Origin of the sequence: Actinomyces wuliandei, assembly GCF_004010955.1 — a bacterium.
Lineage (GTDB): Bacteria > Actinomycetota > Actinomycetes > Actinomycetales > Actinomycetaceae > Actinomyces > Actinomyces wuliandei.
In genome coordinates, this window is sequence record NZ_CP025227.1 from 1542508 (window position 1) to 1563721 (window position 21214).

Consider the following 21214-nt stretch of genomic DNA (forward strand, 5'->3'; position numbering starts at 1 on the left):
TACCTACTGGTGGGCGCAGGGGCAGGGCGAGTCCTGGCGGGCGGGTGCGGCGTCCACGCCCGCCTCCTTGCGCTGCTGGGCCGTGATGGGAGCCGGTGCCTCCGTCAGCGGGTCGTAGCCGCCTCCCGACTTCGGGAAGGCAATGACGTCACGGATCGAGTCCGCACCTGTCAGCAGCGCGATAATCCGGTCCCACCCAAAGGCGATGCCCCCGTGCGGTGGCGCCCCGTAGGAGAAGGCCTCCAGGAGGAAGCCAAACTTCTCCTGGGCCTCCTGCGGCTCGATTCCCATGACCTTGAAGACGCGCTCCTGCACGTCACGGCGGTGGATGCGGATCGACCCGCCGCCGATCTCGTTGCCGTTGCACACGATGTCATAGGCATAGGCCAGGGCGGAGCCCGGGTCGGTGTCGAAGGTGTCCAGGCACTCCGGCCTGGGGGCGGTAAAGGCGTGGTGGACCGCGGTCCACGCGGAGGCGCCCAGGGCGACGTCCCCGTCCGCCCGGGCCTCTGCGGCGGCCTTGAACAGGGGGGCGTCCACCACCCACACAAAGCTCCACTCCTCCTCGTCCACCAGTCCGCAGCGGCGCGCTATCTCCAGGCGAGCGGCCCCGAGCAGGGCGCGCGCCTCGTCGACGTTCCCTGCGGCGAAGAAGATGCAGTCACCTGCAGCAGCGCCGCAGGCCCGCGCCAGGCCCGTGCGCTCCTCCTCGGTGATGTTCTTGGCCACAGGCCCGCCGAGCGTCCCGTCCTCAGCCACAGTAACGTAGGCCAGGCCTTTGGCACCACGCTGCCTGGCCCACTCCTGCCAGGCGTCAAAGGTCCTCCTCGACTGCGTGGCGCCCCCGGGCATCACAACGGCACCGACATAGGGCTGACGGAACACGCGGAACGTCGTGCCCGTGAAGTACTCAGTGAGGTCCACCAGCTCGCAGCCAAAACGCAGGTCCGGCTTGTCCGTCCCGTAGCGCCTCATCGCCTCGGCATAGGTCATCCGTGGGATCGGCGTTGTGACCTCGTGGCCGACCAGCGCCCAGACCTCCCGGAGCACCTCCTCCGCCACCGCGATGACGTCCTCCTGGTCCACAAAGCTCATCTCCACGTCGAGCTGGGTGAACTCCGGCTGCCGGTCCGCCCGGAAGTCCTCGTCGCGGTAGCAGCGGGCGATCTGGTAGTAACGCTCCATGCCAGCCACCATGAGCAGCTGCTTGAACAGCTGAGGACTCTGCGGCAGGGCGTACCACGACCCGGGTGCAAGGCGTGCTGGCACAAGGAAGTCGCGGGCGCCCTCAGGCGTGGAGCGGGTCAGGGTCGGGGTCTCGATCTCGACGAAGCCGTGGGAGTCCAGTACTTGGCGGACAGCACGGGATGCCTGCGAGCGCAGCCGGATGGCACGCTGCATCGGTGAGCGGCGAAGGTCCAGGTAGCGGTACCTCAGGCGGGCCTCCTCACCCGCGTGGCCGGAGTCCTCGGCGTGGTCGGAGACCTGGAAGGGCAGGGCCGCCGAGGGGTTGAGGATCTCGACGTCGCGGACCACGACCTCGACGTCCCCGGTCGGCAGGCTCGGGTTCTCGTTGCCCTCGGGACGGGCGGTGACCTCACCGACCACCCTCAGCACGTACTCCGAGCGCAGGTCGTGGGCAACCTCCTCACGAATGACGACCTGGGCGACCCCCGAGGCGTCACGCAGGTCGACAAAAGCCACACCGCCGTGGTCACGCCGACGGTCCACCCACCCGGCAAGGGTGACGGTCTGTCCGATGTCGACGGTGCGCAGGGAGCCTGCTGCTCGCGTTCTCAGCACGGTGCCGAGTCCTTCCATCAGGGAGACGATCCAGGTGCCTGCCGCGACGCTGGCAGCGGGTACCGGCTGAAGTCTACGGCCTGACCGGGGCCGGTGGTGCGCACACCACCGGCGGGCTGGTGCGGTCCGGGCCAGCCGGTACGGGTGCTCGACGGCGTGGCAGGGCTCGGTCCTGGTCAGGACCAGCGACCGTCCAGGCCAGCGAGTCGCCGCCGGTTGACGATGACGACGCCGGCAAGGACGACGACGACCAGCGAGACGGCCAGGACCGCTGTCCCAACGAGGAGGAAGTCCTTGGATGGCTCCCGCTCAGCTCCCGCAAGGGCTACCGCAGGGGTGGGTCTGCGGCTGGCACCAACGGACGCTGTGGCCGTGGATGACGCGAGCGCACCGTCGTCCTCCGACGGAACCGGAGAAGCCTGACTGGCGCCCCCGATCACAGTAACTCCCGCGACGGTGAAGTAGGGGCTCTTGTTGGTGTACTCCGTCGTCCGCAGGTCCGAGGTGGCGACATCCGGTCCCGCGATGGCACGGAAACGCAGCCAGTGGTCCCCCAGACCGACATAGGCAGGCAGGTCGAGCGCCCCTGAGGCTGTGCCGTCCTCGTCGATGTGGAGCGTGGTGACTACTCCTGCGTCCGGGCCTGTCGGTGCTGCCAGCGCCCCGTCGTCCACCAGCACCTGAACTGTCGCCCCTCGGGGAAAGCCTGAGACCGTGTACACCACCGTGCCTCCCATCGCGACAGTGGAGGGACTGACGGTAGAGGCTGTTCCGGTGGTAGAGGACCCCGTCGTCGTGTCCGCGCTGGCCCGGACGGGCATCACGGGTGAGACCAGGAGCAGGAGCAGGAGCACAGCCACGGCGGTGGCGTAAGGCAGGCACACAGCCGCCCCGGGCCGCCGCGCAGCACTCGCAGCCACGGCACGTGCAGCAGCCGATGCGCCTGGCGGGAGGCGAGGTACCGTGGGTACTGGCCGCATGGCCCCTCCTCTCCCTTGCCTTCCCTGACTCTGCCTAACCCTGCCTGTGACGACCACACAGCCTCCTAGCGGCTGCGGCCGAGTCCCGAGGCGACACGCGCCACGGACCTGAGGACACCTGGACGTGCAACCACGAGGAATCCTGCCGCCCCCAGGACGAGCAGCATCCCGGCTCCCAGGAGCATCCAGTCCTCAGGGCCGATACGGAACGTCTCGCTGACGGCGGCCTCCCCCGGAACGACGTGGGTGGTGGCTCCGGTGCTGTCACCGCTGAAGGAGGCCTCCTGTATCTCCAGCCGCGCCCATCCGAGCAGGTTGTTGTCGCTGTCAGCGACAACCAGCCTGTAGGTGCCGCACCCAAGACCGGATATGTCGACAGTGACGCTGTGGGACGAGTCGATCTGGAGCCAGTCTGACGACGTGCTGTCGGAAATATCCAGGGGCCGCGTGCCGTCAGGGAGGACAAAGACAGACACCCAGTCTCCGACGGAGGCCCGGGCCCTGGGGATCATCAGCACCACGGCGCCTCCCTGACGGGTTCCTGACAGCGCTCCCGCATTGTCCGCACTAAGTTGGGAGGTGTCCGAGACGGGCGGGACAGGGGCGGAGGACGGACGCTTACGGGAGTCGTTGGAGGTAGCTGGCGAGCCCGAGGCGGGGCCGGAGTCATCCCGGGCCTGCGAACCGTCCCCCCCACCGCTGTGGTCCGGCTGGTCGAGGTCGCTGCCGCTACCGCTGACCGGCGGCTCTGCGTCCGCCGAGGGTGCTGTCAGGGCAGGTGCGCTGGACTCTGCCTCCGCACCTGTGGCCTCTGGCCCGCCCTCCTCAACCTCAGTCGCACCATCATTCTGGACCTCGTCACCCTCCTGGACCTCCTCGCTTCTGGTGTCCTCCTCAGCAGTCGACGCAGAGGGGGCAGCGGAGCCGGGCTGCGCGCCCGCCTCCTCAAAGGCCGAGGCCTGCCCGGGACCCGTAACCTGGGGCTCTCCGGGGTCAGCCGGACCGGTCTGCCGCGTCTCCGCCGGACCGGCAGACTCAGTGGGACCGGCAGACTCACCCGGCGTGGCAGGGCCCGAAGACTCAGCAGGCGGAGAGGAGTGCCCTGCCTGGTCAGGCTGGGCGGCTACGGCAGTCTCCTCGTCGGCCGGCGCAGGCTCGGCAGGCTCTTCGGTACCTGTCGGCTCTGCGGCCCTCTCCGTGGCGCCCTCCATGGTAAAGGTGCCCTCAATAGTGAAAGACCTTGCGTCGTTGCCTTCGTCGTCGCCGACTTCTGCCGACAGCCGCACGCAGGCTCCTGGAGCAGCGGCAGCGCACGCCCAGGACACCTGGCCCGGAGCGTCAATTGCTTCATGCTCCCGCCCTTCTGCTCCCCCTGCTGGAGGCACCAGAAGCATGACGAGCGTCACCGGAAGAACGAGGCCCACCTGCCACGGCAGTCTTGATGCGTGGCTCGCCGCAGACGGCTGCAACGGGTGTCGCATGAGATGGCCTCGTTCACTGTGGGGGATCTGCAGGGACGTTGGGGCGGCAGGCCGTAGGCTCGTGCCTCCGGTAAGGAGAAGGGTGAGGACACTTGCGCGCGACCCGTCGGTGTCAAGGTGATGTTATATCCCACGAATCTTGTGGCGGCACAGCCTCAGGCCACAGTGAGGTCACATGGCGGCGACCGAGAATATCAAGACTCCAGCAGAAATAAGTGGATCTGCCTAGAGGGATCCGGACCCGCAAGTAAAATCGAGGAAACGGAAACACTGTCAAAATGAGATATTACTTTTGCGTCACCAACATCTCTCTTGCATTACCTCCCACACAGGCCCGAACGAGCCACCTCGCCCCGAGACCCACCTCACCTGTGACATGACCCCGGGTGGTGGAACCTGCTCCCTGTGCTGCCGTAACCTGCTTGGTGGAGCGATCCGCGCCCTGGTGCCCCGTCCGGAGGGCCATGACGTCGCCTGCTGGCACGTCGGTCACCCTGAGAGCCTGTGCATAGAACCCGTTGGCCGCCCCCGAGCCTGCTCATGGGCTAAGGAAGCGGCAGCGGGAGCAGTGGGCCAGGTGCGGCAAGAGCGGAGGACATACGGTCCTCCCCCACTCTCCACAGAGCAGTCCCTGCATCACTGACGGGGACGGAACGGGAAAACTTCATGACAACCAGTAACGGACCGCTGAGCCTTGATGCCATGTTCGCCGCCGAGGCCTCCAGCAACGACGTGGCTACTCCTCAGGTCCACGACCCGCACACCTCCTCGCCAGAGGACTTCGCCACTCCTGCGTCCTCCGACACGCCTGAGGACCCTGTGGACGTGGAGCACGAGGACGAGGAGGACGACGTCGAGCGCGACGTCCCCGAGCGCGACCCTGAGGACCCCGGTGACACTGCGGGTGGGGACCTCCACGACGACCACGACAACCGCGGCGATGACCACGCCGGCAACCAGGATGACGACCGGGAGGCCGTCCGGCACACAGACACCAAAGACGCCAGAGGCTCCGAGGAGCCGGGCACCGGGAGGAACGCGGCTCCCCAGGAGCACCGAGGCGACCACGGGGACGGCTCCGGGGCCGCTGGCGCCGCAGACCCTGAGGAGACCACCTTCGCTGACCTGGGGCTTCCGGGTGACCTGCTCAAGGCTGTCACCGACATGGGTTACACCACCCCTACCGCCATCCAGAGGGAGGCGATCCCGGTGCTGCTGGGCGGCCGTGACGTCGTCGGGGTGGCCCAGACCGGTACCGGAAAGACGGCAGCCTTTGGGCTGCCCCTGCTGGACACCGTCGAGGCCCGTGACGCCAGGGTCCAGGCCCTGGTGCTGGCTCCCACCCGGGAGCTGGCCCTGCAGAGCGCCGAGGCCCTCACTGACATGGCCGCCCGCTCCCGGGGGCTGGACGTCGTCGCGGTCTACGGGGGCGCACCCTACGGTCCCCAGATCGGCGCGCTCAGGGACGGCGCCCAGGTCGTGGTCGGCACCCCGGGACGGGTGATCGACCTCATTGAGAAGGGAGCGCTGCGCCTGGACGACGTGCGCTACTTCGTCCTGGACGAGGCTGACGAGATGCTGCGTATGGGTTTCGCCGAGGACGTGGAGACCATCGCCTCCTCCCTGCCCTCGCAGCGCCGCACCGCCCTGTTCTCCGCGACGATGCCGCCTGCCATCCAGGAGGTGGCCCGCCAGCACCTTCACGAGCCCGTCCAGGTGGAGGTCTCCCGCCCCGCCTCTACCGTGGCCACCGTCCGCCAGACCTACGCTGTCGTCCCCTTCCGCCACAAGATCGGGGCTGTGTCCCGCATCCTGGCGGTCACTGAGGCCGAGGCGGCAATCGTGTTCGTGCGTACCAAGTCCACTGCGGAGGACGTCGCCATCGAGCTGGCGGGCCGAGGCATCCAGGCCGCAGCCATCTCCGGGGACGTGCCCCAGCGGGAGCGGGAGCGCCTGGTTGACCGGCTGCGCTCAGGCACCCTGGACGTGCTTGTCGCTACCGATGTCGCCGCTCGAGGCCTTGACGTGGACCGCATCGGGCTTGTGGTCAACTTTGACGTCCCCCGCGAGGCCGAGGCCTATGTGCACCGCATCGGCCGTACCGGCAGGGCGGGACGCCATGGGGAGGCCGTCACCTTCCTGACGCCGAAGGAGAAGCGCAAGCTGCGTCAGATCGAGCGGCTGACCGGGACGCGCCTGGAGGAGATCACCCTGCCCTCCCCTGCCGACGTCTCCGCGCACCGTGCCCGCACCCTGCTGGAGCGGGCACGCTCCCGTCACCAGCGGGGACGTCTGGACGCCTACCTGCCCCTGGTGGTCTCCACGGCCGAGGTCCTCGGCACCAGCGCCCAGGAGCTGGCAGCTACCCTTGTGGCCCTGGCAGTCGGGGACGAGGGTCCTGTCCGCCGAGACGACAGGGACATCACCTCCACCAGCCGCCCGGCGCCACGCGGCTCCCGCGATGAGAGTGTCGACCCTGACGGCGCCTTTGTCTCGGCCTCCTTCGAGGGGGGACGGGAGGACCGTCGTCGCAAGGACCGGAGGGAGCGGCCCGACACCAGACGGGGCGCGCCCCGAGGCGGGCGCCGCGAGCCTGAGGGACCGGGCACGGTCTACCGCGTCGAGGTCGGTCACCGCGACCGTGTCATGCCCGGTGCCATCGTCGGGGCGCTGGCCAATGAGGGAGGTATCGACGGCTCCGCCATCGGCAAGATCGACATCCTCCAGTCCTTCTCCCTGGTCACGATCCACACCGAGCTGACGCCTGACCACCTAGACGTCATCGGCCGGGCAACCGTCAGCGGCCGTGAGCTGCGCATCCGCCCTGACGAGGGACCGGGGCACGGCTGGTCGGGTCCCAACGACCGTGAGGGGCGGCGCGGCTTTGGCCGTGGCGGCCAGGCAGACCGGGGCTCACGGGGCTGGGACCGCGACGAGCGCCCCCGCCGCCGCTGGGAGGACCACGACCGTGAGGGGCGGCGCGGCTTTGGCCGTGGCGGCCAGGCAGACCGGGGCTCACGGGGCTGGGACCGCGACGAGCGTCCCCGCCGCCGCTGGGAGGACCACGACAGGGGCTACCGCTCCGGACGCGACGACCGCGGCTCCAGCCGCTTCGGTGGCAACCGGGGCGGAGGCTACCGGGGAAACCGCGACCCACGCTGAGCCCTGCTGCTCCCGCCGCTCGGGGATGGCCCGGGCAGGCCCGCCCACGGGCACCGCCAGACCCGGCACCGGTGGATTCTGTGCCCGGGGTAGACTGGCGACAGTCTATCCCCACTGCTGCCCCCGACCGGTGCGCACCGGTGCTGAGACATGAGACAGGTGCGGGACCAGGAAGGTGATCGTGACCCCAGAGCTGTCTATTGTTCCTGCCGTCTACCTGCTTGCCGTCGTCCTCCTGGGATTTACGGCAACCCTCCTGCGCCTGCCGCCGCTGGTCGGGTTCCTGGCCGCCGGGTTCGTGCTGGGCGCCTCAGGCATACCCCACCTGGAGGCCGTCGAGGTGCTCGGAGACGTAGGGGTGGCGGTCCTGCTGTTCATGATCGGCCTGAAGGTGGACCTGCGTAGCCTGGCCAGGCGGGAGGTAGTCAGCACCGCCGTGGTCACGATCCTGGTCCTGTCCCTCCTGGGCACCGCGCTCGTCTCCGGCCTGGTCCTCCTGGGGCTGCAGGTCGGGGCGGTCACCCCCGCCGGTGTTGTTGTCCTCGGTTTCGCCCTGTCCTTCTCCTCCACGGTCGTAGTCGTCAAGCTTCTTGAGGACCGCGACGACCTCGGGTCCCTCTACGGCCGTATCGCCATCGGCGTGCTTGTCGTCCAGGACATTGCCGCAGTCGTGTACATGACGGTGGCCTCGGGACAGCGGCCCTCGCCCTGGGCGCTGGGCCTGGTGCTGCTGTGGCCGACGTCGCGGCTCCTGGGCAGGGTACTCGACCGCATCGACCACCGTGAGATGCGTGCGCTCTTCGGCATCTCCATGGCTCTTCTTCCGGGGTACCTGCTCTTCTCCATCCTGGGTGTCGATGGCGACCTCGGGGCGCTGGTCATGGGGGTGCTCCTCGCCTCCCACCCTGCGGCCAAGGAGCTCTCCAGCGCCCTGTTCACCATCAAGGAGCTCCTCCTGGTGGGATTTTTCCTGTCCATCGGCATGGAGGGCCTGCCCGGCCCAGGCGCTGTCCTCCTGGCCTGCGCCCTCCTGCTGCTCATGCCGGTCAGGGCCATGGTCTACACTGCGGTCGTGCGCCTGGAGCGAATGCGCCGACGCACTGCCGTGGTCACCGGCCTGGCCATGACCGCTTACTCCGAGTTCGCCCTCATTGTTGTGGCCGTTGCCGTGGACCACGCCCTCCTGGGTGAGGAGTGGACGGCTGCCGTCAGCCTGGCACTGGCGCTGTCCTTCGTCGTCTCAGGAGTCGTCAACCACAACCCGGCCAGGCTGGTGCGCTGGATGACCGAGGCCCTGCCCCACCGGCCGCACACCTTCCTCCACCCCTCAGAGCGCCCGCTGGACCTCACCGGTGTGCGTACCGTCATTTTCGGAATGGGTCGTGTGGGTCGGGCCACCTACGCGCGTCTGGCCCAGGACGGCCAGGTCGGCGTGCTCGGTATCGACAACGACGCCACCAAGGTCGCCGGACTGTCCGCCCAGGGCCTCAACGTCCTGGAGGCCGACGCCACCGACCAGGACTTCTGGGACAAGCTTGACGCGGTCCACGCCTCCACAGCGGTGCTGGCCATGCCGGAGCCGGGTGCCAACCTGCACGTCCTGGACTGGCTGGAGCGGTCCAGCTTCGAGGGCCAGGTGCTGGCGGTCGCTGGCTACGACGACGAGGCCGACGCCATGCGTCGGCGTGGTGTGGACAGTGTCGTCAACATCTACGACGGCCTGGGCACGGCCCTGGCCGAGGCGGTCGAGTCCGTGGAGACGGTCGGTCCGGAGGACCGTCCGTCATGACCGTCGCCATCTACCTCATAGTCGTCGTGGCCCTGGGACTTGTTGCTGCGGTGCCCAAACTGCCACCCCTAGTGGGATTCATCACTGCAGGATTCGTCCTGGGCACTGCGGAGGCACCCACGCTGCCCTAGGTCGGGACCGTCGGAGACCTGGGACCTCCCTCCTGCTGTTCTCCATCGGCCTCGACCTGGACCCCAGGACCCTAGGCCGCAAGGTCATCACCACCACCGCAGCACGGTGCTCACCGGCCTGGCGGTGGCCTTCTACTCGAAGCTGGCCCTCATGGTCACCTCCACGGGTGTCTCCCAGGGCCTGCTGGGCCAGGAGTGGCTTCAGAGCGTGTCCCTAGCGGTCGCGCTGTCCTCTGTCGTCGCCTCAGTGGTCAACAAGCGGGCACGCGGGACAGTCCACCGCCTCTCCCACGCGATGCCCGACCACGCGCCCGACGCCCTGCACCCCTCGGAGGTCCCAGTGGAGGCCGAGGAGGTGGACACCGTGGTCTTCGGTATGGGCCGTGTGGGACTGGTGACCTACCAGCAGCTCATTGAGGACCTGCCAGCACAACCCGACGGCGCCGTCCCGCCCGTGCTGGGCGTGGACAACGACGCGGACAAGGTGGAGCACCTGGTGTCCTTGGGGCTCAACGTCATTGAGGGCGACGCGACAGACACTGACTTCTGGGAGCGCCTCGGGGCAGGGCACGTGCGCACCGCTGTCCTGGCTATGCCCGAGCCAGGGGCGAGCCTGACCGTGCTCGACTGGATCGACCACCACGAGTTCGCGGGAGAGGTCCTAGCCGTGGCCCGCTACAGGGATGAGGCCCGGGAAATGAAGGAACGCGGCGTGGACGTCGTCATCAACATCTACGAAGGCGTCGGCAAGGCGCTGGCGCACGCCGCAGAGGACCGCTGGCCCAGCACTTCTAGCACCCCGGAGCCGGTGGTAGGGCGCGTGCCATGCCGCTGACCCAGCACCCGGGATGAGGCAGGCTCACGGTGGGGCACGTCCGTCGGCTGCCGCCGGGAGTGGTCACGGGGCGTGTCAGCACAGGTCTTTGAGCAGCGCCCTCAGCTCCTCCCAGCGGGCGCGCTCCTGGTGCAGCGGCCGTAGGAGCCGCTCCCGGACCACGGAGTCAGTGGCCTCGCGCAGCCGCGCGAGGACTCTGTGCCCGCGCCGTCGGGCCTGCCACGAGGCTACGAGCCCAGCCAGCAGGGCCAGCAGCACCCCCAGTCCCAGACCACCCAGCAGCAGGACGACGGGCCAGGGCACCTGCCCCCAGCGGGGCGGGTCAAGAACCACGGGCAGGTTGCTCTCAGCAAGGTGGACAACCACCAGCCACAGGCCCCCGACCAGAGCAGCAGAACCCAGCAGCCGCTGGAGCACCCCAGCCAGGGACCACCAGAAGGGCGGGCGGCGCTGCTCCAGGTCGGTGGAGGCCACCGCCTGGTCCAAGGCGGGGGCAAGCGTTGCCGCCCTCTGGTCACTGCGCCCGACGATGTCAGCCGCCACGTCCCCGGGCAGGGCGGCACAGGAGGCGAGGCACCAGGAGTGCGCGGTGGTCTGCAGTGCGGCCAGCGCGGCAGGTCCTGCCTGAGGCAGGGACGTGCGCGGCACAGGTAGGGCGATCTGCCCTGCCCGAGGAGTAGCGGTAGTGCTGGCAGTAGCGACAGACCCGGAGGAGGTACCAGGCCGGACAGCGATCTTCCCCAGGTGCAGCGCTGTCAGTGGGTCACGACGTAGCCGCTCCAGCCAGCCCAGGGGCGGCCACCCCGCCTTGGCGCGAGCCTGGTGCACATAGGAGCCCCGGACCGCCTCGGCCACAGCGTCCGCGCCAGCAGCCCCGGCTGCCGCCTGGAACAGGGCGGCCTCGGCCCTCCTCTGCCGTCTGCTCGCGTCATCCCCAGAACCGCCTAAGCCACCAGTACCGCCCGTCTCGGTGCTCTCGCTGCCAAACAGGCGGTCACGGAGCCTGGCTGCCAGGGCTCGTGTGTCAGCAGCCAGACGCTGGGTCGCCGCAGTGTGCCCGGCCGCCGCCTGCCGCACCCAGGTACCCAGTGCCTCGGCACCCGCACCGGTGAGCGCGCTGAGCGGGAGCACCTCGGCACCGTCCAGGCCCTCCTGGTCGAGCAGACGGCGCAGGTCAGCCAGGACCAGATCGACAGACCGGGCGTCCAGCCGGTCCACCTGGTTGAGGACGACCAGCATGACCTCGGCGTGGGCCGCCATCGGAGCCAGGAAGTCGTGGTGGATAACCCCGTCGGCGTACTTCTGCGGGTCCAGGACCCACACCAGCACGTCAACCATGCCCGCTAGTCGCTCAGCGACACGACGGTGAGCCGGCTCGTCAGAGTCGACGTCGGGCAGGTCCAGCAGCGCGGTGTGCGGACCCAGCCTGTCGGCAGCCTCCCTGGACACCTGGACACGCTGCCCCACACCCAGCCAGTCCATGAGCGCCATGATCTCCTCCGACCGTGCCGCGCCGACCCCCTGGGCGGGCAGGAGGGCAAGAGGCTCAGTGGTCGTGGGCCTGGTCACTGCCGTCGGGGCGACCGTGGCTCCCGCCAGGGCGTTGAGGACGCAGGACTTGCCGGAGCCAGTGGGACCCACGAGGGCGACGACAGTGGTCTCGGCTGCCAGACGGCGGCGCTGGTCTACGCGCTCCAGCAGCGCGCGGACCTCGGCCGTCTCTGCCTCCAGCCCCAGCTCCTGACTCAGGACAGCCACACGTTCCAGTCCTGCCAGCGCGGTGTCCAGACTGCCTGTTCTCACAGAGACGCTCATGCCTGCTCCCGGTTCTTGACGTCACAGGGCGCGGTAGAGCCGCCCCGGTCCTCCCCGCAATCACGACCACAGGCATCACCCTCGTCATCATCCTCATCACTGACTGCCCCGTCTCCACCATCCGGCGTTATGGTCACGTCGCCTCCTCCACGGCCTCCCAGCAGGAGGGTGGCACCGGCACGGCAGGCCTCGACCTGGTCTCGCAGCCGACCGCTGCCAGGGCGCGGAGGTACCAGGACCTCGGTGAAGGCCCGCTCCCGGGCACTCAGCAATTCCCTGCAGTGCCGGGTCAGGTCGGCACGAGCCCGTACCGTCATGGTCCGCAGGGCCTGGTCGCCAAAGACGGCCTCCAGGAGGCGCTGGGCCACCAGGGCTGTTCCCCCGGCAATACCCACCTCCGCCCCGGTGAGCCCACCGGTGTGGGCCAGGACCACGATCATGAGTGCCACACCGACACCGTTGACCCCCAAAGAGACCAGCCGGGCCGTGACACGGCGGTCGGCCCCCTCTGAGCGCACCAGCGCCAGGACGTCACCCTGCCACTGGCGAACCACCTCTGCCACGCGCAGCTCCAGGTCCTCCTCCGTCTCCAACCGCTCCAGGGCACGGACACGCTGGGAGGAGGCACAGCCCTGCCTGAGCCAGTCCTGCTCGACCTCCAGGGCTGCACGTCGGCTCTCGGCGACGAGAAGGGTCGTCAGGGAGAACTCAACAGCCTCCTCAACCCGGTCTGCCGCTGCGGGCCGCCCGCGCAGCAGGGCGGAGACTCGGTCCCGCAGGCGCCCCACCCTCCCCTCCAGGGACCGCAGGAGGTCACCGGTACCAACAAGGTCCTGCCAGCGGGCCAGGACCTCCCCACGCAGCATCGACCCGTCCGCCGTGATCTGGTCCACCCGCTCCAGGGCCTCACGGTGGCGCACGACAGCCGCTTGGGCGAGGACGTCGTGCTGACGCTCCTGGGCCGCCAGGTGCACGCGCAGCCGGTCGCACTCCCCCAGGGCATGGTCCAGGGCACCCACGACGGTCCTGCGAGCCAGGCTCCTCCTGGCCTGCTCGTCGGCTGCGAGTGCCTCCAGCCAGCGGTGCACCGGCAGCACCACCTCACAGGGCAGGAGGCCCTCGGCGTCCCTGGCCGTCTCGGGGATGCTGAAGATGGGAGAGCCTCCCAGCCCTGCCGCATCCAGCCAGTGCCGCAGGTCCGTCTCCACCTGCTCACCAGCCCCGGACGGGACCCGGTCGAGCACGACAGCGGCCGTGATCTGCCGGACAGCCGCCTCACGCAGGTGCTCCCAGGGGACAGCGTCGGCGTAGCGAGAGGCGGTGGTGACAAAGACCCACAAGTCGGCGGCGGCCAGGAGCGTAGCGGCAAGGTCCCGGTTGTCCTCAAGCAGGGAGTCCACGTCCGGTGCGTCCACCAGCGCCAGCCCCGGGGGCACAGCCACGCAGGAACGCAGCTCCAGCTCACGGGGCGTGTGCCCGCCAGGCGGACTGGCAGGAGCGTACGGATCGACCCGCAGCCGGGCCAGGGAGCCTAGGACACGCCCGTCCTCGAACCACGCGGCGTCGTCCGGGGCATGCAGGAGCATGGGGCGGCGTGTCGTGGGACGGATGGGTGAGGAGGCGGCGACTGGCTGACGCACCAGGGAGGACACCAGCGTGGACTTGCCGGCACCTGTCGAGCCGCCGACGACAGCCAGGAGTGGGGCGTCGGCACTGTCCAGGCGGGGCAGGACGTAGTCACCGAGCTGGTCACGGACCCGGTCGCGACGTCTGAGGGCCTCACCTGCGCCACCCAGGTCATAGGGCAGGTAGAGTCCGGCCAGCTCTTCCCGCAGGCTGGAGACCGCCTCCCTCGCCTGCTGGACCACACCCTCCGTGAGCGCCCTCGGGGCAGCGTCACTGGACACCAGACCTCACCACCTGGAGCCCGTGTAGTACCCGTCCTGCGGCACCGTGGCACGCACCCGGGGACGCAGGTCCTCCTCGGGGGGAGTCCAGGTGCGCGCGTCAGCCTGGGCCTGTTCCCCGCTGCGGATGTCCTTGACCGAGTCGGGGCTGCCTGGGTCGCGAGCACCGTCCCCCCCTGGGGGGGCGTCGGCGCTGCCGACCCGGTTACCTGTGGCCCCGCTAGCCGGGAACCAGACGAACGGGATGCCGCGCCTGTCAGCGAAGCGGATCTGCTTGCCGAACCGAGCCGCCGAGGGCGACACGTCGGCGCTGATGCCGCGCGCCCGCAGGATGTCAGCAATCTCCTCGGAGCGGGCGCGGTGTTCCTCGTCGGTGACAGCCACCAGCACACAGGTGGGCACGGGTCGGCTGACCTCCAGCAGGCCGGCGGAGACGACACGGGACAGCATGCGGGACAGGCCGATGGAGATACCTACCCCGGGGTAGGTCCGCCCCGAGCCAGCGGCCAGGGAGTCGTAGCGCCCGCCGGAGCACACCGACCCGAGGTCCTCATGCCCCTCCATGAAGGACTCGTAGACGGTGCCGGTGTAGTAGTCCAGGCCGCGGGCGATCCGCAGGTCAGCCAGGAGCGCTCCCGGACGCCGACGCCCGGCCGACTCCAGGACGGCGGCGAGCTCGCCTAGCCCCTCCTGGAGAAGCTCGGTGGGCTGGGCACCCCCCAGGGCCCGGTGGACCTGGTCGGAGACGTCGCGGGGGTCGGTACCGGTGACACGGGCCAGCGCCAGGGCACGCTGGGCCTGCTGTGGCGTGGTGCCGACGACGTCCACGAGCTCGACAGCCACCGCCTGCTCCCCGATCTTGTCCAGCTTGTCGACCACGCGCAGGACCTCGACGACCTGGTCCTGGCTGATGCCCACAGCCTGGTAGAAGCCCTGGGCCACCTTCCGGTTGGACACGTGGATGGTCACCCGGGGCACCGGCAGGGCGGCGAGCGCCTCGTGCATGACCAGCGGCAGCTCGGCGTCGTAGTGCAGCGGCAGGGTGCCGTCCGCGACGACGTCGATGTCGGCCTGGACGAACTCCCTGAAGCGCCCCTCCTGGGGCCTCTCACCACGCCAGACCTTCTGCACCTGGTAGCGCTTGAAGGGGAAGGTCAACGCCCCCGCGTTGTCCACCACGTAGCGGGCGAAGGGGACGGTGAGGTCGAAGTGGAGCCCGAGCTGGTGGCGGGGGTCGGTGCCCTCACCGGGCTGGACGGGCCCGGCCTGAAGGCGGGAGAGGAGGTACACTTCTTTGGAGGTCTCGCCCTTCATCGTCAGGGCTGACAGGGGCTCAACGGCCCGCGTCTCGATACCGGTGAAGCCGTGGAGCTCGAAGGTGGTGCGCAACGTGTCCAGGAAGGACTGCTCCACGAGGCGGCCCGCCGGGAGCCACTCGGGAAAGCCGGAGAGAGAGGATACTGCCTGTTGCACCTGAGCCATAGGGCGCATTGTGTCATGGCGTCCTGCCAGGAGGCCGCCAGAGGAGGTGCCATGCACAGAGGCATGATGACAGTCATCGCCTGGTCACCGTCCGGTCTCGCCGCCGCGGACCCTGGCATCGGCCAGGTAGGGGTTAGCGTGCAGCTCGTGGGCCATGGTGGTGGCCGCGCCGTGCCCGGGCAGGATGAGCGTGCCCGGGGACACCGCGGTGGCCAGCAGGCGCAGGGTGGCCAGCATCTGGTACTGGTCCCCACCCGGGAGGTCCGTACGCCCCACCGAGCCTTTGAAGATGACATCCCCGCCCAGGGCGACCAGGTGGTTGCGGGGCTGGTGGCCCTGCACGGGTGCCTTGTCAACGACCTCAGTGACCTCGGCAACGTCGGCAACCTCGGCCTCGTGCAGCAGCGGGTTGTCGCCCAGGACGGCGTTGAGGAAGAACATCGCCGAGCCCTCGGTGTGGCCCGGCGCGGGCACAGCCTGGACGGCGACGCCAGGGACGGGCTCGACAGCCTGGGAGTAACCCTCCTCAGGGAAGGGGCGCAGGTCCGTTGGCCGTACCCAGGGGGTGCCCGCCATGTCGGCGAAGCCCACGCCCCGGGAGCGGATACCGGTGGTGGTATCAGGGTCCTCCATACGGTACAGGTCCGGCTGGGGGAGGTAGACAGGGACGTCCACGGCGTCGTCACAGGCGAGCAGGCCCCGGGCGTGGGCGGTGGCGACCAGGGCGCTGGTGTCCCACACGTGGTCGGCGTGGCCGTGGGTGAGCAGCACCGCGCCCAGGGTGAGCCGGTGGACGCGCAGGAGGGCCAGCGCCCCGGCAGCAGCCCCCGCGCCGGGGTCCACGACCAGAGCGGGCGTGCCTGGGGCGGGGGCCAGGACGTAGCAACTGGCGGCAAAGACGGGGGCGACGGTGCGCTCAATGATCATGGGCACAGGCATAGACCCAGACTACGCGCGCCCGCCTTCCCCACGCCCTCCCCACCCCGGGGCGGGACGGGAGCAGGGGGTCAGTCGACAACGTTGAGGGCCGTCAGCGCCTCCAGCCTGGCGTAGGTCCCGGGGTGCTCGTAGGCGGTGGGCAGAGGACGGTCGGGGTACTCGTAGAGACCGGTGAGCAGCGGCGTGTAGGCCCACAGGTCGAGCCCGTTCCTGACGGCGAAGTCCTTGCTCCCGATAGTCATCATGCCGTGCGGGTGGTTCTCCCCCTCGACCTCGACGTCTGGCCTGTGGCGGAGGTAGGACTCCCGCAGCTGGAGCGCGGTGAACGCGGCAGCGACGAGGGGGCGGGCGGCCCGGGCAGTGCTGGTGGCCCCGGCGACGACAGCGGTGAGGGTGCCGGTGGCCCTCACGTCCCGGGAGCAGGGCTTGTCGTCGATGTGGGGGCCATGGCTGAGGCCCGGTGGCCCCCACGTCCCGGGAGCAGGGTCGTGATGGCCGGGCGCTGGCGGGGTCGGCCCCGCTGGCTCGGGCGCGGGCGCCCACCCACCCCCACCACCGCCACTGCTGGTCCCGCAGGCCGCGGCGGTGTGCCCGGTGGTGGCGCTGCCCCCGGCCACAGCGGTGGTGGTGGACAGGTCCCTGGCCACGGCGGTGGCGGGGGCGCGGGTACCGCCTTGGTGGCGTCTGACATGTTCACCCCGGGGGCGGGCTGGTGGGCAGGGGGTGCTGGTGTGGGAGGGGTCGGTGGCTGCCCCGGCCAGCCCGCTGGGGTGGCACTCGCGGGTGCCGGTGGAGGTGTTCTTCCACACCGGCCACCACCACTCCACCCAGGAGCTGGCCTGGGAGTTCACCCGCCAGCTCGACCGCCAGCTCTCCGCCTTGTCCCTGCTCAGCGCGCAGCGCCTGCTGGAGGGCATCCGCGCCTACAGGGCACAGGGCCGCCAGCCCACCTCCAAGACCACCAGGAATAGGCGCAAGGAGTTCATGGAGGAGGTCGTGGGCGACCTGGTGCACGTGCACCACCTCTCCTGGGAGGACGCCCAGGCCGCGACGCGGGAGGTGGACCGGGCGCTGGTGGTGCTCCACGAGCCCGACCAGGTCACCTACGGCCCCTCCCAGCCCGCCACCACCACCGAGGGGTGGCCCTCCCTGGGCCACGGGGCGGTCAGCTCCTCCATCGGCGGCCAGGGCAGGCCCGTGGCCACGGTCCTGGAGCAGGCCACCCTCCAGGTCCCCCCCCGGACCAGCGGGCGCGGGTGCGCCTCCTGCTGGTGCGCGCGGTGCTCACCGCCTCCCCGGCCCTGGCCCAGGACCTGCGCCACGGCCAGGTGGTGCTGGAGCCCCGCACCCGGGAGCAGATGAGTGCCACCAGCCCCCGGGGGCCACCATGGACCCCCACCCACCTCGCCACCGGCCACACCCCCTGGCACCCACCACCCCGGGCGCAGGAGCCCGACCAGGACCAGCAGCCGGGACCAGCCCAGCCCACCACCAGCCAGCCGCCCCAGCCGGGCACCACCCACACAGGCGCCACCACGCCCGGGCCACCCCACACGGGCACCACCCCGGCCAGGCCACCCCACACGGGCACCACCACGCCCGGGCCGGGCCAGCCGGGCCACAAGACCACCCGCGAGGAGGTCCTGGCCAACATCGAGGCCCGCGTCCAGCAGATGAGCCAGGACACCCGCGCCCAGCAGCCCTCCCAGCCCCGGGCCGCACGCGAGGCACCCACCGGGACCGACCTCTCCCGCACCGCCCGCCTGCGCGAGACCTCCTTCCCCCACCCACCCACCACCGCCGCACGCACACCACCAGCACAGCCCCAGGCAGACCCCAGACCGTCCCGGACGGGCCAGCAGCCCCGCACGGACGGGCCGGGCCAGCCGGGCCACAAGACCACCCCCGAGGAGATCCTGGCCGACATCAAGGCCCGTGTCGCCCAAGCCGCCCAGCCCCCCACCCCACACCAGACCCCCACCCGAAACCACCGACGCAACCGAGGCCTGGGCCGCTAAGAGGCCGCTAAGCCACCGGCCTATGTCGGTTCTAGGTTGGGCCAGCCACCTCGGGAACTGGCAGCCCACCGCTATGAGGCCTGGCCCCCCACGGGACAACGACGTAGACTTCCTGGCACTGCCGCCTTCCGGTGGCTGGGTCACCAGCCGACCCTGCCGCCGGTCGCGTACGGAAGCGAGGCCCGCCCGGGCCTCCACCCCGTCAACTGATGAAGGAGCACCCCCGTGTCCGAGCAGACACAGCCCACCACCGGGCTCCAGCCCGATACCGCACCGAGCGAGGCACCACAGGAGCCGACCTCCGAGGCCGCCCAGGGCACAGAGGCCGCCAAGACCACCGAGAGTGCTGAGTCCACTGAGACAGACAGCATCCGCGCAGGAACGGACAGCCTCGCGGCAGACAGCCTCACAGAACACGCTGACAGCCCCGCTGCCCCCGAGACAACAACACAGGCACAGGGCAGCGACCAGGGCGACGATCAGGACAGCGGTGAGGCGCCCCAGACGCAGGAGGCGAGCCCCTCCGGCGCCCCTGAGACCCCTGAGCCCTCGGGCTCCTCCGTCTCCCCGGAGCCTGCCGAGACGTCCCCAGCACCTCCGGCACAGAACGAGGGGCCGGACGGCACCAAGGGTGAGGAGAGTCTGACCCCGCCTGCTGCCCAGGCCGCCCAGGTTCCGTCTGCCCCGTCAGAACCGACCGTGGACCCGCAGGAGGCGATGGACGCCGCCAAGTGGGGCCGGGTAGACGGAGAAGGAAGGGTCTACGTCCAGGACGGCGGTACCGAGCGTGAGGTCGGCCAGTTCCCCGACGTCCCCGTCGCCGAGGCGATGGCCTTCTACGTGCGCCGGTTCCTGGACCTGAAGTCGACGGTGGACCTGTTCGCCACCCGCCTGCCCCAACTCAGTGTGCGGGAGATCGACTCCACCCTGAAGTCTGTGGAGGCCTCCCTTAAGGAACCTGCGGCTGTCGGCGACCTTGACGGACTGCGCTCGCGCTTCGCCGCGCTCAAGGCTGTCGCTGCCGAGCGCCGTGAGGCGGTGGCTGCGGAGCGGGCCGCCGCCAAGGAGCAGGCACTCAAGGACCGCACGGCTATCGTGGAGCGGGCCGAGGCCATCGCGGCCCAGGACCCTGCTCGTACCCAGTGGAAGACCTCCGGGGCCGAACTGCGTGAGCTCCTGGACTCCTGGAAGCAGGCGCAACGCCGGGGTCCCCGGCTGGACCGTCCTACCGAGGACGGCCTGTGGAAGCGCTTCTCCCACGCCCGCACGACCTTTGACCGCCATCGCCGCCAGTTCTTCAGCGAGCTGGACGCCAAGCAGGCCAAGGTCCGCGCAGCCAAGGAGGCACTCATCAAGCGGGCGGAGGAGCTCCAGGGCTCCACAGACTGGGCGGGGACCTCAGCCAAGTACCGCGACCTCCTGGAGGAGTGGAAGAAGGCCGGACGCGCCTCCCGCAAGGAGGACGACGCCCTGTGGGCACGTTTCCGCGCCGCCCAGCAGGTCTTCTTTGACGCCCGCCGGGCCAAGGACGCGGCCGCCGACGCCGAGCTCGCTGAGAACCTCAAGGTCAAGGAGGCGCTCCTGGCCAAGGCGGAGGCGCTGGTGCCGGTCACCGACGTCAAGGCAGCCAGGAAGGCGCTACGCCCCATCCAGGACGCCTGGGACGATGCCGGCAAGGTTCCACGCGGTGCCGTGCGCCGGATCGAGGGACGGATGCGTGCTGTCGAGGACGCCGTGCGTGAGGCGGAGAACGCCGAGTGGCGCCGTAGCGACCCCGAGACCAAGGCACGTGCCGAGGGCCTGGCTGGCCAGCTCCAGGACGCCATTGCCGCCCTGGAGACGGACCTGGCCGCTGCACGGGCCGCAAGCGACTCCAAGAAGGTGGCTGAGGCGGAGGCGGCCCTGACCGCGCGACGCGCCTGGCTGGAGCAGGTGCGGCGCTCAGCCCGGGCCTAGCCGCCGCAGCCCTGCGACCACCGTGCCGTCTCCGGGTCAAGGCCCTGGCTCCTGGCACGTGCCTCAACCACCTGCCGGAGCCAGGTCGCCAGCCCTGGGGCACGGTGGTCGTAGTGGCGGCGAAGACGCTCGTCCTTCTCGTAGAGACGCGTGATGAGCACCTGGTGCGACACCGAGACGTCGAACCAGCGGCTGAGGTCGCTCCGGTGGCGCTCAGCCAGGGCACAGGCCTCCGGGCTCCCCGGGACAACGCCACGACGCATTGCCTCGACCAGCTCGGTCTCCAGCGCCTCGGACTCCTGGCAGGCCTGCTCCCAGTCCCTCCAGGTCATGGACGCCTGTCGGTGGGCAGCCTGCGCCCACTGCCAGATATCTCCCCACCACCGCTCAGCCTCATACGCGTGGGCAGGATCCCAGGCGGGTCCCCAGAAGTGCCCCCAGAGCCCGGCCACGGCGGCCCTCATGTCTTCCGGTAGCCGTTGCGGCTCTTCCTCGGCATTCCTCTCCTTTTTCATCGCTTCCTTCATCGCTTCTGTCCTCTCCATCATGGAGTCGATGACGCTCAGGCTCCGCGACAGCTGGCGGACACGTTCCTCCAAGTGCCCACGCTGGCGTGCCAGGTGAGCCAGCACCTCCGTGTGCGGGGCGTCCAGGAGTCGGCCGATGAGCGCCAGCGGCACACCGACCTCGCGATAGACAAGGACCTGCTCAAGGCGCTGACGATCCCTTGAGGAGTACAGCCGGTACCCCGCCCGGCTACGCCGAGAGGGCCGGACCAGACCGACGTCGTCCCAGTGGTGCAGCGTACGGACGGTGACTCTCAGCAGTACAGCGACCTCCCCCACCGTCATCATGACGTGCCTGGGCACCGACCCGTCCCTGTCCGCTCCCGCGACGCTCCTGGCCTCACAACAAC

16 protein-coding genes are annotated in these 21214 nt (G+C 70.1%); 7 read left to right on the forward strand and 9 right to left on the reverse strand.

Features of this window, described 5'->3' with window-relative positions; all coding sequences use genetic code 11:
- Positions 1-3 precede the first annotated feature (3 nt).
- From aspS to CWS50_RS06340, 3 genes are all read right to left on the reverse strand, one after another.
- Positions 4-1803: an aspartate--tRNA ligase gene (aspS, locus tag CWS50_RS06330; protein WP_127842108.1), complete on the reverse strand. Its 1800-nt coding sequence runs from the start codon at positions 1801-1803 to the stop codon at positions 4-6.
- A gap of 176 nt (positions 1804-1979) precedes the next feature.
- The gene (locus CWS50_RS06335; RefSeq protein WP_243118480.1) at positions 1980-2783 is read right to left on the reverse strand and encodes a DNA-directed RNA polymerase II; all 804 of its coding nucleotides are present in this window, start codon (positions 2781-2783) and stop codon (positions 1980-1982) included.
- Between the two features lie 65 nt (positions 2784-2848).
- Complete coding sequence (locus CWS50_RS06340) at positions 2849-4069, reverse strand: hypothetical protein (RefSeq protein WP_127842109.1); 1221 nt, start codon at positions 4067-4069, stop codon at positions 2849-2851.
- A gap of 861 nt (positions 4070-4930) precedes the next feature.
- Here CWS50_RS06340 and CWS50_RS06345 point away from each other — a divergent pair.
- The 4 genes from CWS50_RS06345 to CWS50_RS06355 all read left to right on the forward strand — a co-directional run bounded on the left by CWS50_RS06345 (position 4931) and on the right by CWS50_RS06355 (position 10181).
- Positions 4931-7426, forward strand: coding sequence for a DEAD/DEAH box helicase (locus CWS50_RS06345; RefSeq protein WP_127842110.1), 2496 nt, complete (start codon positions 4931-4933; stop codon positions 7424-7426).
- Positions 7427-7607: 181 nt separating this feature from the next.
- The gene (locus CWS50_RS06350; RefSeq protein ID WP_243118481.1) at positions 7608-9215 is read left to right on the forward strand and encodes a cation:proton antiporter family protein; all 1608 of its coding nucleotides are present in this window, start codon (positions 7608-7610) and stop codon (positions 9213-9215) included.
- The gene (locus tag CWS50_RS13800) at positions 9212-9346 is read left to right on the forward strand and encodes a hypothetical protein (protein ID WP_279221969.1); all 135 of its coding nucleotides are present in this window, start codon (positions 9212-9214) and stop codon (positions 9344-9346) included. The genes CWS50_RS06350 and CWS50_RS13800 overlap by 4 nt, the downstream gene beginning before the upstream one ends.
- 106 nt (positions 9347-9452) lie before the next feature.
- Entirely contained in the window at positions 9453-10181 is a 729-nt protein-coding gene (locus CWS50_RS06355; RefSeq protein ID WP_127842111.1) for an NAD(P)-binding protein, read from the forward strand.
- Positions 10182-10256: 75 nt separating this feature from the next.
- On the opposite strand, the gene CWS50_RS06360 is transcribed toward CWS50_RS06355, so the two are convergent.
- The 5 genes from CWS50_RS06360 to CWS50_RS06380 form a co-directional block, all read right to left on the reverse strand.
- On the reverse strand, positions 10257-11996 hold the full coding sequence (locus tag CWS50_RS06360; RefSeq protein WP_127842112.1) for a GTPase: 1740 nt from the start codon (positions 11994-11996) through the stop codon (positions 10257-10259).
- Positions 11993-13903 (reverse strand): dynamin family protein, encoded by a 1911-nt coding sequence (locus CWS50_RS06365; RefSeq protein WP_206610380.1) that lies wholly within the window; start codon positions 13901-13903, stop codon positions 11993-11995. Before CWS50_RS06365 ends, CWS50_RS06360 begins: the two co-directional genes overlap by 4 nt.
- 6 nt (positions 13904-13909) lie before the next feature.
- Positions 13910-15394, reverse strand: a complete 1485-nt coding sequence (gene hisS / locus CWS50_RS06370) for a histidine--tRNA ligase (RefSeq protein WP_127842113.1) — start codon at positions 15392-15394, stop codon at positions 13910-13912.
- A 75-nt stretch (positions 15395-15469) separates the two neighbouring features.
- Positions 15470-16312 (reverse strand): MBL fold metallo-hydrolase, encoded by an 843-nt coding sequence (locus CWS50_RS06375; RefSeq protein ID WP_127843303.1) that lies wholly within the window; start codon positions 16310-16312, stop codon positions 15470-15472.
- Positions 16313-16392: 80 nt separating this feature from the next.
- Entirely contained in the window at positions 16393-16734 is a 342-nt protein-coding gene (locus tag CWS50_RS06380) for an aldo-keto reductase family protein (RefSeq protein WP_243118197.1), read from the reverse strand.
- Between the two features lie 184 nt (positions 16735-16918).
- Here CWS50_RS06380 and CWS50_RS06385 point away from each other — a divergent pair, with 184 nt between their 5' ends.
- The 3 genes from CWS50_RS06385 (at position 16919) to CWS50_RS06395 (ending at position 20298) form a co-directional block, all read left to right on the forward strand.
- Positions 16919-17686 (forward strand): polymorphic toxin type 15 domain-containing protein, encoded by a 768-nt coding sequence (locus CWS50_RS06385; protein ID WP_206610381.1) that lies wholly within the window; start codon positions 16919-16921, stop codon positions 17684-17686.
- Complete coding sequence (locus CWS50_RS06390) at positions 17605-18342, forward strand: hypothetical protein (protein ID WP_127842115.1); 738 nt, start codon at positions 17605-17607, stop codon at positions 18340-18342. Before CWS50_RS06385 ends, CWS50_RS06390 begins: the two co-directional genes overlap by 82 nt.
- Before the next feature lie 225 nt (positions 18343-18567).
- Positions 18568-20298, forward strand: coding sequence for a DUF349 domain-containing protein (locus CWS50_RS06395; protein ID WP_127842116.1), 1731 nt, complete (start codon positions 18568-18570; stop codon positions 20296-20298).
- On the opposite strand, the gene CWS50_RS06400 is transcribed toward CWS50_RS06395, so the two are convergent.
- Complete coding sequence (locus CWS50_RS06400) at positions 20295-21167, reverse strand: MerR family transcriptional regulator (RefSeq protein ID WP_243118198.1); 873 nt, start codon at positions 21165-21167, stop codon at positions 20295-20297. The genes CWS50_RS06395 and CWS50_RS06400 overlap by 4 nt on opposite strands.
- Positions 21168-21214 lie beyond the last annotated feature (47 nt).